At 64.5% G+C, this 13,050-nt stretch carries 14 protein-coding genes; 6 read left to right on the forward strand and 8 right to left on the reverse strand.

Going from position 1 to position 13,050, the window contains the following annotated elements; genetic code table 11:
- Positions 1-117 precede the first annotated feature (117 nt).
- Both EGJ86_RS14450 and EGJ86_RS14455 read right to left on the reverse strand, forming a co-directional pair.
- Complete coding sequence (locus tag EGJ86_RS14450; RefSeq protein WP_125835572.1) at positions 118-624, reverse strand: DUF523 domain-containing protein; 507 nt, start codon at positions 622-624, stop codon at positions 118-120.
- Between the two features lie 18 nt (positions 625-642).
- Positions 643-1,266 (reverse strand): 2OG-Fe(II) oxygenase, encoded by a 624-nt coding sequence (locus EGJ86_RS14455; RefSeq protein WP_125835573.1) that lies wholly within the window; start codon positions 1,264-1,266, stop codon positions 643-645.
- Between the two features lie 122 nt (positions 1,267-1,388).
- On the opposite strand from EGJ86_RS14455, the gene EGJ86_RS14460 reads away from it, so the two are divergent.
- The gene (locus EGJ86_RS14460) at positions 1,389-2,156 is read left to right on the forward strand and encodes a hypothetical protein (protein ID WP_125835574.1); all 768 of its coding nucleotides are present in this window, start codon (positions 1,389-1,391) and stop codon (positions 2,154-2,156) included.
- Here EGJ86_RS14460 and EGJ86_RS14465 read toward each other — a convergent pair.
- On the reverse strand, positions 2,153-3,094 hold the full coding sequence (locus EGJ86_RS14465; protein WP_125835575.1) for an alpha/beta hydrolase: 942 nt from the start codon (positions 3,092-3,094) through the stop codon (positions 2,153-2,155). The genes EGJ86_RS14460 and EGJ86_RS14465 overlap by 4 nt on opposite strands.
- 123 nt (positions 3,095-3,217) lie before the next feature.
- Between EGJ86_RS14465 and EGJ86_RS14470 the strand changes: the two genes are divergently transcribed.
- Positions 3,218-3,799, forward strand: a complete 582-nt coding sequence (locus EGJ86_RS14470; RefSeq protein WP_125835576.1) for a DUF6436 domain-containing protein — start codon at positions 3,218-3,220, stop codon at positions 3,797-3,799.
- A 176-nt stretch (positions 3,800-3,975) separates the two neighbouring features.
- Here EGJ86_RS14470 and EGJ86_RS14475 read toward each other — a convergent pair whose 3' ends face one another.
- A complete protein-coding gene (locus tag EGJ86_RS14475) occupies positions 3,976-5,004 on the reverse strand; it encodes an AraC family transcriptional regulator (RefSeq protein WP_125835577.1) in 1,029 nt (342 codons plus the stop codon).
- A gap of 119 nt (positions 5,005-5,123) precedes the next feature.
- Here EGJ86_RS14475 and EGJ86_RS14480 point away from each other — a divergent pair, with 119 nt between their 5' ends.
- Positions 5,124-7,502 carry a penicillin acylase family protein gene (locus EGJ86_RS14480; RefSeq protein ID WP_177432850.1) on the forward strand — a complete coding sequence of 793 codons (2,379 nt, stop codon included), beginning with the start codon at positions 5,124-5,126 and terminating at the stop codon, positions 7,500-7,502.
- 325 nt (positions 7,503-7,827) lie between these two features.
- On the opposite strand, the gene EGJ86_RS14485 is transcribed toward EGJ86_RS14480, so the two are convergent.
- A complete protein-coding gene (locus EGJ86_RS14485; protein WP_125835579.1) occupies positions 7,828-8,271 on the reverse strand; it encodes a hypothetical protein in 444 nt (147 codons plus the stop codon).
- Between EGJ86_RS14485 and trmL the strand changes: the two genes are divergently transcribed.
- Positions 8,270-8,734 carry a tRNA (uridine(34)/cytosine(34)/5-carboxymethylaminomethyluridine(34)-2'-O)-methyltransferase TrmL gene (gene trmL, locus EGJ86_RS14490; protein ID WP_125835580.1) on the forward strand — a complete coding sequence of 155 codons (465 nt, stop codon included), beginning with the start codon at positions 8,270-8,272 and terminating at the stop codon, positions 8,732-8,734. The two genes, EGJ86_RS14485 and trmL, sit on opposite strands and share 2 nt — an antisense overlap.
- A 63-nt stretch (positions 8,735-8,797) precedes the next feature.
- Here the strand turns inward: trmL and secB are convergent, their stop codons facing one another.
- The 3 genes from secB to EGJ86_RS14505 are packed head-to-tail and all read right to left on the reverse strand — an operon-like array spanning position 8,798 to position 9,987.
- Entirely contained in the window at positions 8,798-9,283 is a 486-nt protein-coding gene (secB, locus tag EGJ86_RS14495) for a protein-export chaperone SecB (protein WP_125835581.1), read from the reverse strand.
- A gap of 28 nt (positions 9,284-9,311) precedes the next feature.
- Positions 9,312-9,572 carry a glutaredoxin 3 gene (grxC, locus tag EGJ86_RS14500; RefSeq protein WP_037002286.1) on the reverse strand — a complete coding sequence of 87 codons (261 nt, stop codon included), beginning with the start codon at positions 9,570-9,572 and terminating at the stop codon, positions 9,312-9,314.
- A gap of 1 nt (position 9,573) precedes the next feature.
- Complete coding sequence (locus EGJ86_RS14505) at positions 9,574-9,987, reverse strand: rhodanese-like domain-containing protein (protein WP_106733375.1); 414 nt, start codon at positions 9,985-9,987, stop codon at positions 9,574-9,576.
- A gap of 147 nt (positions 9,988-10,134) precedes the next feature.
- Here EGJ86_RS14505 and gpmI point away from each other — a divergent pair, with 147 nt between their 5' ends.
- Both gpmI and EGJ86_RS14515 read left to right on the forward strand, forming a co-directional pair.
- Positions 10,135-11,667, forward strand: a complete 1,533-nt coding sequence (gene gpmI / locus EGJ86_RS14510; RefSeq protein WP_125835582.1) for a 2,3-bisphosphoglycerate-independent phosphoglycerate mutase — start codon at positions 10,135-10,137, stop codon at positions 11,665-11,667.
- Positions 11,668-11,774: 107 nt separating this feature from the next.
- Entirely contained in the window at positions 11,775-13,025 is a 1,251-nt protein-coding gene (locus EGJ86_RS14515; RefSeq protein ID WP_125835583.1) for a murein hydrolase activator EnvC, read from the forward strand.
- The last annotated feature ends 25 nt before the right edge of the window (positions 13,026-13,050 follow it).

A 13,050-nucleotide genomic window follows, 5' to 3' on the forward strand; every position in this document is an offset into this window, starting at 1 on the left:
ACACCCCGCCCTACCCTTCCTCTATCTTTTTAATATACATCATCGCCTCCGCGCTCCTCTTGTGCGGTCCGATCTCCTTTCATAACCCTCTCCCATGTTCGCGAGCAGAGCTCGCTCCTACGACTCTAAAGCGCCGCCATGTTCCAACCGCGCCAACTCGGCGGCCGCTTCGTCCAACTGCATTTCGTTGAATACCTGGACACCGGCTCGTTTCAGCAGAGCAGCAGTGACACCTTCGCCCGACACCCGCACACCACTGAAGCTGCCGTCGTAGTTTTCAAGATTGCCGCACGAAGGGCTGCGCGCCTTGAGCAGGGCGATCTGGATGCCGTGCTCACGTACCAGCGCCAGCGCCTGTTCGGCGCCATCGACGAACGCGGCGGTGACGTCTTCGCCCTCGCTCGTCAGCCCCGGTAGTCGCCCGTCCAGCACCGCGCTGCCCTGACCACCGCTTATCTCCGCAGGTGGGCGTGGCGTCGGCAGGCCGCCCGCCACCTCCGGGCACAGCGCTACCACCCGCCCCTCGTCCAGCCACTGCTGAAGCTGATCGAAGGGGCCGTGAGCACCACCGTCATAACGCACCCGATGCCCGAGCAGGCAGCGGCTGACCAGTATCTTCTGCATCGACGTTCTCCCGTGCGCTCAGAGCACGTCGGTGCCGCGGCGCCTGAACCAGCCAGTCAGCGAGCGGCGCTCGCGGGTGGCCGGCAGCACTTCATGGGGCATATCGCCGGAAAGGAACAGCGCCAACGTGCCGGCCTGCGGCAATACGTCATGCTCACGCCCATCACTCAGATACAGGCGCAACGCGCCACCCTGGTCGGCCTGCCAGCTTTCATTCAGATAAAGCACGGCCGAGACCGTGCGCCGATCGTCGTCGCGGAAACGGTCGAGATGGCGCAGGTAGAAGGCACCCGGTTCGTAGGAGGCGAAATGGCACTCGAAATCCTCGAGCCCCAGAAACAGCTCGCGATTGAGGGCCAGGCGCAAATCATCCATCAGTTGCAGATAGCGGTCACAGGCCTCGCTCTGGCCCGCCTCCAGCCATTGGATGCGGTCACCACGAATACCCTCCTGCACCTGCTGCGCGCTGCCACGACCAACGCTGGCAGCACTCAGCTCGCCGCTGCGCTCACGCTTACGGCACTCGGCGGCCAGTTCGCGGGTCAGAACCTCTGGGGCGAATAGCTCCAGCAACGACCAACGCTGGCTGGCAAGGTCGTCGATAAGGTTGGCAAAGCTGTGTTGCAGGTCAGTGTCGTTCATGGCGCGATTGTACAGCGGCGGATGGCCCGCTAGACATAGCTCGACAAGCCCCTTTCAGCCACCGAAAATAGCGGGCCGCAGCACCCTGCGGCCGGCCAGGAAAGTTTGCCAAGGAGTTCTCGATGCGCGTTCTGTTTGCCCTGTTGCTGATAGGCCTGACCTTGCCGGCCCTGGCAGACGACCACCTGCGCCTGTATCAGGCTGCCGGTTGGCCGCAACAGCGCGAACATTTCAACCAGGCACTCGACGCCGCCCAGCAGCGCTACCGCAGCACCCTGCCACCGGCGGTGTTCCAGGCCCTGGTGGATAACAGCAATCGCCGCTTCGCCGCTGCCGCCATCGACCAACGCGCGCAGCACAGCCTGGGCATGGAACTGGCCGACCCGCAGCCGGCGCTGGCCTTCTTCGAATCCGAGCTGGGGCGCAAGATCGTCGCCGCCGAAACGCTGGCCACGCGTCGCGATCAGTTGGCCAGGTACGAGAATGGCCTGCCGCGCACCGACGCGGATACCACCCGACGCCTGCTGATTCGTCATCTGGCGCAGGCACTGCCAGCCAAGGAAGCCGGCGCCGAAGTCAGCCTGGCGCTGGCCGGCGTGGCGGCTGACAGCCTCAGCCAGATGCTTCCCGGCCTGCTCGGTGGCGGCCAAGCCCAGGGGCTGCTCAATGGCCAGCGCGAACGCCTGATGACGCAGATCGAACAGGACCTCGACAACACCCTGCTGCATGTCTATCGCGAATTGAGCGACCCCGAGCTGGAGCAGTTCGTCGAATTCGCCCAGTCGGATGCAGGCAAAGCCTATTACCAGGCGGCCCTAAAGGCGCTGCGTGCTGGACTTGCCGTGGGCATGAGTACCAATGAGCTTGCGCCAGCGCCGCAGGGCATCTAAGCCAGGCGCTCGCGCAGGAAATCGAAATACCGCCGGCGCAGCCCCTCGTTCTCATTGGCAAGGTGGTGACGCGCCTCTGTCAGGCGCAGGATCTGCGGCTGATTGAATTTGCTCTGCAGCACCTCGAGGTTGTAGCGCCAGTCCACCGTCATGTCCGCCTCACCCTGAATGATCAACGGGCTGTGCGCGCTGCGCCCGGCCGCCTCGATATGTGGCACCCACTTGGCCAACGCCCCCACCCAGGCCGTGGGCAAACTGCGCGGCTGCAGGGGGTCGAGGTTGTGCACGAAGTCGATGAAGGTGGCGTCGCTGGAGTTATCGCTGAAGCGCCGTGGAATTTCCCGGACGAACCGGCTGAGCACCCGATAGCTGAGTTTCGACCAGCCCCAGGCACGCGGTCGCACCAGCGGCGCCAGGAGAATGCTCTGCCCCAGCTCCGGCCGCTTGCCGTCCGCGAGCAGATAATCCAGCAGGATCGCCCCGCCGGTGCTCTGCCCGCACAGGTGCCAGGGCTGCGGCAGCCCCAGCTCGCTGGCCTGCTCGAACAAGCCGCCCAGCACCTGCTGATATTCGGCGAAATCACCGATGCTGGCGCGCGCGCCGCTGGACAGTCCGTGCCCCGGCAAGTCGCAGGCGAGCACGGCGAAGTTCATGCTCAGCGCCCAGTCGACCACATGCCGGTACAAGCCCATATGGTCGTAATAGCCGTGCAACAGCAGCAGCGTGCCGCGCGGTTCGGCCGGCGCCCACAGCTGCACGGCGATCTGGTAGCCGGCGGCATTGAAGCTGCCGAGACGGTTGTCCAACCCGGCAAAACGCGCAGCCAGGTCAAAACCGTAGAAGCTGCGGTACGCCTGCAGCGCCGGCAAGTCCAGACGCGCTGCGGCCAAGGGTCGCAGCAGGGGGCGCAATTGATCGGGCTGAAACGGCTCTGACATAGGGCTTTCCATAAGTTGCGCGAGGCGCGCGGTCGATACCGGCGCCATCGTCTCGATGCTGCGATATTCAGCTGCCCGACGCATCGTGGCAAGCTACACGCCCTTTTACCCCCGGCCCGCGCCATGCCCCGCCTGTCACGCAAGAACCTGCTCATCACTCTGCTCGCCCTGGCCTGGCTGGCCGGCATGGTGCTGGCCTACCGCTGGTTCGAAACGCGTTACCTGCGCACCTTCGACGAACGCGCGGCGGTGTTCTCCGGCGCCGAACTGCAATTGCCCGACGAGCTGAGCGGCCCCGGTGCGATCCGCCTGGTGCATTTCTGGGACCCGGCCTGCCCATGCAATGTCGGCAACCAGCAGCACCTGGCCGAGCTGATCGAACACTACACGCCACAAGGCGTGCAATTTCACGTCGTCCAGAAGCCCGGCAGCCAGGGCCGCCTGCCCGCCGAACTGGCCGCGCTACAGGCCATTGACGAGCTGCCCGGCAGCGCCAACCTGCCAGCCAGCCCCGCCGTGGCGATCTGGGACAAACGGGGCCAGCTGGCCTACTTCGGCCCCTATAGCGAAGGCCTGGTCTGCAACTCGAGCAACAGCTTCATCGAACCCATACTCGAAGCGCTCTCGGCTGGGCGCAAGGTGAATGCCAGCAATACCCTGGCGGTGGGCTGCTTCTGCGAATGGGCCGCGCCGAGCAACGACTGACCCCGTAGGGTGGGTTAGCGACGCCTCAGGTGAATCGAGGAACGTCGCGGAGGTGGGGCGTCGCGTAACCCACCAGGCGGTAGATCGCCTTGCGCCGGCGGTGGGTTACGCCGCAGCTAATATGGCGAGTCGACTGATAAGTGCGACAGGCGGCTAACCCACCCTACGAAAGCACCTCAACCACCGATCAATCCGTGGCGCGATACCAGACCACGTGGCGTGCCGCCCTGCCAGCGACGAAACGCCCGGTAGAACGGCGACAGCTCGGCAAAGCCGCAGGCCCGCGCCACTTCGCGCACGCCCAGCCCTTGATCCAGCAGGCGCAGCGCACGTAAACGCCGCACTTCATCGTGCAATGCACGGAAGCTGCTGCCCTGCTCGCTCAATGAGCGCTGTAATGCACTGCGATTGCTGTCCAACGCCAAGGCGCAAGCCTCGAGGCTGCAAGCCGTCGCCCCAAGGTTGACCTCCAGCCAATAGCGCACCCGCACCAGCAACTGGTTTTCCACCAAACCGGCCAACTGCTTCTCGGCTTCCTCACTGAGCACCTCGAACAGTCGCGGACTGGCACTGCGCGAGGGCCGCGAGAGTAGCGCCCGCGGCAGGATCAGCACGTCGTGAGGCCGGGAGAAACGCGGCTCGACACCGAGCAGGCGACGATGCTCGGCAAGTTTGCGCGGCGCGCGATGGCGAAACTCCACCCCCTGCAGTGGCAACTCGCCGCCTGCGGACGCCAGCATCTTGCTCAGCAGCACGGCCAGACATTCCATCTGCTGACGCAACGAGCCAACCTCGCGGTAGTTGAGGTCGATCACCAGCCGCGCTTCATCGCCCTGCTCCTCCAGCCGTGCGGCAAAACCGCCTGAGAGGATGTGCTGGAAGCGCACGAAAGCCTGCAGGCCCTGGCGCAGATCACGTGCCGCCAACAGCAGGTAGCTGACCACGTCCATCGGCCGTGGCTGCATCACCTCACCCAGGTGCAGGCCGATGTCGACATCCCCGCTGATACCCTCCAGCGCCTGCCAGAAGCGCGGCGCGTTGTCGTGTTCCTCTCGCGCCTCCAGCAGCGGTGCCGCCAGCGCCACGCCGGCGTAGGCGCGGCGGTAGGTGTCGGTCGGGTCGAACCCCAGCGCGGCCAATGCCTCATAGAGCAGGCGGCGCAAGGTCGAAGAATGCGTGAGGGCGACGAAGGCGTTATCGGGCATGGGGATTCCAGCGATCTTTGACCATAGACTTTCAGCATCGAGGCATATGGTCAATGCCGACACCAGGACGCCCGCGCAAAATGCTCGCACGCTTGTCCCACAACAATAAGGATCGCTGGATGAAACGCTCCCTGACCGCCCTTGCCCTGCTGGTTGCCGCCGCAGCAGGCGGCCTGACCTGGTACCTGCACGACAAGCAACCGCAGCGCGATGGCGAGTTGGTACTCGCCGCCCTGCAGGCGCCGGTCACGGTCGACTACGACGAACGCGGCGTGCCGCACATCCGCGCCGAGAACGAGGCGGACATGTACCGCGCTCTGGGTTTCGTGCACGCCCAGGATCGTCTGTTCCAGATGGAGCTGCTGCGGCGCCTGGCGCGCGGTGAACTGGCCGAAGTGCTCGGCGAAAAGCTGGTGCCCACCGACCGTCTGTTCCGCACCCTGGAAATCGGCCGCCATGCCGATGCCTATGCCGCTCGGCTGGATCCCAACAGCCCGTCCACCCAGGCGCTGCAGCACTATCTCGAAGGGGTCAACCAATACCAGGCCAGCCGCCCACGGCCACTGGAGTTCGACCTGCTGGGCATCGAGCCACGCCCGTTCACCGCAGCCGACACGCTCAGCGTCGCCGGCTACATGGCCTACAGCTTCGCCGCAGCCCTGCGCACCGAACCGCTGATGACTCATATTCGTGACGAGCTGGGCGCGGACTATCTCAAGCTGTTCGACCTCGACTGGCATCCGCAGGGCGTGCTTGGCACCTCCCTGGCCGCCGGCGACTGGCAGGATCTTTCCGCCCTCGCCCAACTCAGCAACAGCGCTCTGGAGGGCACTGGCCTGCCGCAGTTCGAAGGCAGCAATGCCTGGGTGGTATCCGGCAGCCGCACCGCCAGTGGCAAACCGCTGCTGGCGGGCGACCCGCACATTCGCTTTTCGCTGCCGGCCGTCTGGTACGAAGCGCACCTGCAGGCGCCTGGTTACGAGCTATATGGCTACCACCACGCACTGATTCCCAGCGCCATGCTTGGCCACAATCGTGACTTCGCCTGGAGCCTGACCATGTTCCAGAACGACGACCTCGACCTGATCGCCGAGCGCACCAACCCAGACAACCCCAACCAGGTCTGGTACCAGGGCAACTGGGTCGACCTCGAACAACGTACGGAGAGCATCAAGGTCAAGGGCGCCGAGCCAGTGCAGATCACCCTGCGCCGCTCACCGCACGGGCCGATCATCAACGATGCCCTGGGCCAGACCAGCGGTAGCACACCGATCGCCATGTGGTGGGCCTTCCTCGAAACCGATAACCCGATGCTCGACGCTTTCTACCAGTTGGGCCGCGCCGATAGCCTGGACAAGGCCCGCGCCGCCGTCGAGAAGATCGAGGCCCCCGGCCTCAACGTGCTCTGGGCAGGCGCCAACGGTGACATCGCCTGGTGGGCCGCGGCCAAGCTGCCGCTGCGCCCGGATGGCGTCAACCCGACCTTCATCCTCGATGGTGCCAGCGCTGAAGCGGACAAACTCGGCTATCACCCCTTCAGCGCCAACCCGCAGGAAGAGAACCCCGAGCGCGGCTATATCCTCTCGGCCAACTACCAGCCCGTGCCGGCCAGCGGCATCGAAATTCCCGGTTACTACAACCTGCCGGACCGCGGTCAGCGCCTCAACCAGCGCCTGAACGATGCCTCGGTGAAATGGGACACGCAGAACAGCCAGGCGCTGCAGCTCGATCCTGGTACCGGCTATGGTCCGCGCTTGCTGGCGCCGATCCTCGACGAGCTGCGCGTAGCAGTGGCGAACGATGAGGAGCGCGCGCTGGTGGAGCAACTGGCCAAGTGGAATGGCGACCACGAGCTCGACTCCGTGGCCGCCACCCTGTTCAACCAGCTGACCTATCAGCTTGCCCACGAAGCCATGGCCGACGAGCTGGGCGAGGTGTTCTTCGACAGCCTGCTGCAGACCCGCGTGCTCGACACGGCCCTGCCGCGCCTGACCGCCAATGCCGATTCACCCTGGTGGAATCGGCAGGGTAGCGAGCAACGCGAGAGCCGCGCGCAGATCGTCGCAGAGGCCTGGCGTGCCAGCCTGGACCACCTGCGCAGCGTACTCGGTAATGATCCCGCAGCCTGGACCTGGGGCCGTGGTCATACCCTCACCCATAGTCACCCGCTTGGCCAACAGCAGCCGCTGGCCTGGCTACTGAACGTTGGCCCGCTGGCCGCACCGGGCGGCCATGAGACGCCGAACAACCTATCGCACAAGGTAGGGCCGGCGCCCTGGCCGGTGGTTTACGGCCCCTCGACCCGACGCCTGGTCGATCTGGGTGACGCCGACAAGGCCCTGGGTGGTATTCCTGTTGGCCAGAGCGGCGTGCCGTTCGATGCCCACTATGGCGATCAGGCGACCGCCCACGTAACTGGCGAGTATCAGCCACAGCACCTGAGCGACGACGACGTCAAAGCCAACAGTCAGGCCACCCTGCAGCTCCTGCCGCGCTAACAGCGGGAACACAGCGTGGTGCGCCAACGGTGCATCACGCTGCACGCTGGTGCACAGCGGCGCTGAAAATAGCGCCGCAGGCCCTCTCCCGATGGCCTCAACCCCGAAAAACCGCGACTTGCGGCGCTGGTAATAAAACTGGCACACGCCCTGCATATGCTAAGGCAATCCCAGTTTCGGGGACCTTGGTACAGGCAGGCCGGGGAATCCCCTTCTTTATTCGACGCCACCGCGCGTCATGTGTAACGCGCCGCTGTTCTGCCAATGAGCACGGCACCACCCGTTTCGGGGACCTTGGTACAGGCAGGCCGGGGAATCCCCTTCTTTATTTGGGACGCAGCGTCAGGCGCGCCCGCCAACGTCCATCCTCTTGCGCACCGCGCCACTCCCCGTCCAGCGGACGGGGTGACACCAGCACCAGCAGCAGATCCCTTCCGTCGCGCTCCACGCGCCAGTTCACCAGGCCCAACGGCAGTTTCAATTGCCCCTCACGCACCCGTCCGTAGGCATCCTCGTAGCGATACACCAGGGCGCCGTCGACATGTTCGGCCTGCGCCTGTGGCTCACGATTGAACCAGAGCTGCAACCCCTGCTCCCAGGCCTCGGCATCCTCGATACGCAGACGTGGCGGATCGAACACGCGGCCTATCATCATGCCGACGAGAAAGGCGATCAGCATCACCGATGCCATGAAACGCCAGCGCAAACGCGGCCGTGGATCTTCTGGCGGCGTAGAATGGCGCTCGTCCCAGCGCTCGGAGTGTTGCATGTTCCACGTCATCCTCTTTCAACCGGAAATTCCGCCCAATACCGGCAACATTATCAGGCTGTGCGCCAACAGCGGCTGCCAGCTGCACCTGATCGAGCCGCTGGGCTTCGAGCTGGATGACAAGCGCCTGCGCCGCGCCGGCCTGGACTATCACGAATACGCCACGCTCAAGCGCCACGCTGACCTGCAGAGCTGCCTCGACAGCCTCGGCCAGCCGCGCCTGTTCGCCTTCACCACCAAGGGCTCGCAACCCTTCCATGAAATTGCTTACCAGCCCGGTGATGCCTTCCTGTTCGGCCCGGAAAGCCGCGGTCTGCCCGAAGACGTACGCAACGCCCTGCCGCCCGAACGGCGCGTACGCCTGCCGATGCGCGCCGGTTGCCGCAGCCTGAACCTGTCCAATACCGTGGCCGTCACCGTTTACGAGGCCTGGCGGCAGAACGGCTTCGCTGGCGCCGACTGAGGCCGCGAGCGGACACAAAAAAGCGCCCCGAGGGGCGCTTTTTCATGCAAGCGAACCGAGCACTTAGTGAGCAGTGGTTTCGCCGGCTTGCTGCATGCGCTGCAGCTCCTGGGCGTACAGCGCGTCGAAGTTCACCGGAGACAGCATCAGGGCCGGGAACGAGCCGCGGATCACCAGGCTGTCCAGCGCTTCACGGGCGTACGGGAACAGGATGTTCGGGCAGAAGGCACCGAGGGTGTGGCTCATGGAAGCCGCGTCCAGGCCCTTGATCAGGAAGATGCCGGCCTGCTGCACTTCAGCGATGAAGGCGACTTCTTCGCCATTCTTCACGGTCACCGACAGGGTCAGCACCACTTCGTGGAAGTCGCCTTCCAGCGCTTTCTGGCGGGTGTTCAGATCCAGGCCAACGCTCGGCGTCCACTCCTGGCGGAAGATTTCCGGGCTCTTCGGCGCTTCGAAGGACAGGTCCTTGACGTAGATGCGCTGCAGGGAGAATTGCGGATTCTGCGATTCGTCAGCGGCTGCGCCGCTGTTGGCTTGCTCGGTCATGGCGTTTGCCTTCCTTAACGTTGAGGTTTCAAGCGGGGCTCTGCAGCAGCGCATCGAGCTTGCCGGCGCGCTCCAGGGCATAGAGGTCGTCACAGCCACCCACGTGGGTGCTGCCGATCCAGATTTGCGGCACCGAGGTGCGCCCGGCCTTGCGGGTCATCTCCGCGCGGATGGCCGGCTGGCCGTCGACGCGGATTTCCTCGAAGTCCACCCCTTTGCTGGCCAGCAGTTGCTTGGCACGCATGCAGTAGGGGCACCAATCGCTGGAGTAGACGACCACGCTGGCCATATCACTTCACCAGCGGCAGGTTGTCGCCACGCCAGGTGGCAATACCACCGGACAGCTTGGCAGCGGTGAAACCGGCCTTTTTCAGTTCGCGGGCGATGCTGCCGGCGTGCTGGCCCATGGCGTCGACCACGACAATGGTCTTGGCCTTGTGCTTCTCCAGCTCGGCGATGCGTGCCACCACCTTGTCGTAGGGGATGTGCAGGGAATCGACGATATGGCCGGCGGAGAAATCCTTCTGCGCACGCACGTCGAGCACCACGCCCTTGTCGCTGTTGACCAGCGCAGTAAGCTCGCGGCTCGACAGGCTCTGCCCGCCCTTGCGCATTTCGGTGACGATCAGCAACACCAGCAGAACGGCGAACATTCCACTCAGTACGTAGTGGTTGATGATGAATTCAATCAGGTTGGCGAACATCTATATGGCCCAGGACGGTAAAATGCCGGCCAGTATACACAGGCCCACAGGTCGGCCAAACCCCGTCTGGCAGTGACGCGCCAGGCGCTTGGCCCTAAAATGCCGGGCTGTTCCATTGCCCCCTCAGACGCAGAGCGAGCCAGTTTAATGAGTGCCACGCCAAAACCCTTGGTTCTGATCATCCTCGACGGCTTCGGTCACAGCGACAAACCCGAGTACAACGCCATCTACGCTGCCAACACGCCGGTGTACGACCGCCTGCGCGCCACCTACCCGCACGGCCTGATCTCCGGCAGCGGCATGGACGTCGGCCTGCCGGACGGGCAGATGGGCAACTCCGAAGTCGGCCACATGAACCTCGGCGCTGGCCGCGTGGTGTACCAGGACTTCACTCGCGTGACCAAGGCGATTCGTGACGGCGAGTTCTTCGACAACGCCACGATCAACCAGGCCGTGGACAAGGCCGTGGCCGCCGGCAAGGCCGTTCACATCCTCGGCCTGCTCTCCGATGGTGGCGTACACAGCCATCAGGATCACATCGTCGCCATGGCCGAACTGGCCGCCAAGCGCGGCGCCGAGAAGATCTACCTGCACGCCTTCCTCGATGGCCGCGACACCCCACCGAAAAGCGCGCAGCCATCCATCGAATTGCTCGACGCAGCCTTCGCCCGCCTCGGCAAGGGCCGTATCGCCAGCCTCACCGGCCGCTACTTCGCCATGGACCGCGACAACCGCTGGGATCGCGTGCAGCAAGCCTACGAGCTGATCGTCGACGGCGCTGGCCAGTTCAACACCGCCACTGCCGTTGAAGGCCTGCAGGCCGCCTATGAGCGCGGCGAGAGCGACGAGTTCGTCAAGGCCACCACCGTCGGCACGCCGGTACAGGTCGAGGACGGCGACGCCGTGGTGTTCATGAACTTCCGCGCCGACCGCGCCCGCGAGCTGACTCGCGCCTTCGTCGAGCCCGGCTTCAAGGAGTTCGAGCGCAAGCGCGCGCCGCAGGTCGGTTTCGTCATGCTCACCCAGTACGCGGCGAGCATCAAAGCGCCCAGCGCCTTCGCTCCGGAAGCACTGACCAACGTGCTCGGCGAATACCTGGCAAAGAACGGCAAGACCCAACTGCGCATCGCCGAGACCGAGAAATACGCCCACGTTACCTTCTTCTTCTCCGGCGGCCGCGAAGAGCCGTTCGAGGGCGAAGAGCGCATTCTGATTCCGTCGCCGAACGTCGCCACCTACGACCTGCAGCCAGAAATGAGCGCGCCGGCAGTCACCGACAAGATCGTCGATGCGATCGAAAATCAGCGCTATGACGTGATCATCGTCAACTACGCCAACGGCGACATGGTTGGCCACACCGGCGTGTTCGAGGCAGCAGTCAAGGCTGTGGAAACGCTCGACAGCTGCGTCGGCCGCATCACCGAGGCGCTGGCGAAGGTCGGTGGCGAAGCGCTGATCACCGCCGATCACGGCAACGTCGAGCAGATGGAAGACGAGTGCACCGGCCAGGCGCACACTGCGCACACCTGCGAGCCGGTGCCATTCATCTATGTCGGCGAACGTCCGGCACGCATCCGCGAAGGTGGTGTACTGGCCGACGTGGCGCCAACCCTGCTCAAGCTGATGGGCATGGAAAAACCAGCCGAAATGACCGGCAAGACCATCGTCGAGCTGCAGTAATCGACAGAAAACAAGAAACGCCCCGCGCCATCAGGCCTGGGGCGTTTTTTTTGCCCGGCAGCGCGGGCATACTAGGCCTCAATTCGCCCTCCGGTGTCGCCTCGCCCATGCTTCGCATCCTTGTCCTGATTCTGCTCAGCAGCCTGATCGCTCCGGCCATCGCCGACGAGCGTGCCGATACCCAGCGCCAGCTGGAAGCAGCACGCCAGGACGTGGCCGAGTTGCAGAAGCTGCTGAAAAAGCTGCAGGAGGAAAAATCCGGCGTGCAGCAGCAGTTGAAGAAGACCGAGACCGAGATGGGCGACCTGGAAGGCCAGGTCAAGGAACTGCAGCGCGAACTCAAGGGCAGCGAGCAGGAAATCCAGCGCCTGGATCAGGAGAAAAAAAAACTCCAGGGCGCGCGCACTGAACAGCAACGGCTAATCGCCATCCAGGCCCGCGCCGCCTATCAGAGCGGCCGCCAGGAGTACGTCAAGCTGCTGCTCAACCAGCAGAACCCGGAAAAATTCTCGCGCACCCTCACCTATTACGACTACCTCAGTCAGGCACGCCTCGAGCAGCTCGCTGCATTCAACGAGACGCTGCGCCAGCTGGCCAACGTCGAGCAGGAAATCACCAGCCACCAGGCCCAGTTGCAGGCACAGAAGGCCGGCCTGGACGAGCGTCACGCCAAGCTTGCCGAGGCGCGCAAGGAACGCCAGCAGGCACTGGCCAAACTCAACAGCGACTTCGCCACCCGTGACCAGCGACTCAAGGCGCGCCAGCAAGAGCAGGCCGAACTGGGCCGTGTGCTGAAGACTATCGAGGAAACCCTGGCCCGCCAGGCGCGCGAAGCAGAGGAAGCGCGCAAGCGCGCCCTGGCAGCACGACAGGCAGAACAGGCGCAGCCTGGCAGACAGCAGAGCAGCCAACCAAGCGGTCCGTTGGTGACGTCCGGCGCCATCTACGGCGGACCTTTCGCCAGCGCACGCGGCAAGCTGCCGTGGCCCGTCGATGGTCGATTGGTAGCACGCTACGGAACCCCACGTGGCGGCGACGCTCGTACTAAATGGGACGGCGTGCTGATCGGCGCACCCGCCGGCAGCCAGGTACGCGCCGTGCATGGTGGTCGAGTGGTATTCGCCGACTGGTTGCGTGGCGCCGGTCTGTTGGTCATTCTCGACCATGGCAATGGTTATCTGAGCCTGTATGGCCACAACCAGAACCTGCTCAAGAGTGCCGGAGATGTGGTCAAGGCCGGCGAGCCCATCGCCACCGTTGGTAGCAGCGGTGGTCAGGATACATCGGCACTGTACTTCGCCATTCGCCAGAACGGTCGTCCGAGTGATCCGGCACAGTGGTGCCGCGCGCAGGGATAATCAGGTTGCAGCCTGGTGGCGCCTC

The sequence above is a fragment of the Pseudomonas sp. o96-267 genome (genome assembly GCF_003935465.1).
Lineage (GTDB): Bacteria > Pseudomonadota > Gammaproteobacteria > Pseudomonadales > Pseudomonadaceae > Aquipseudomonas > Aquipseudomonas sediminis.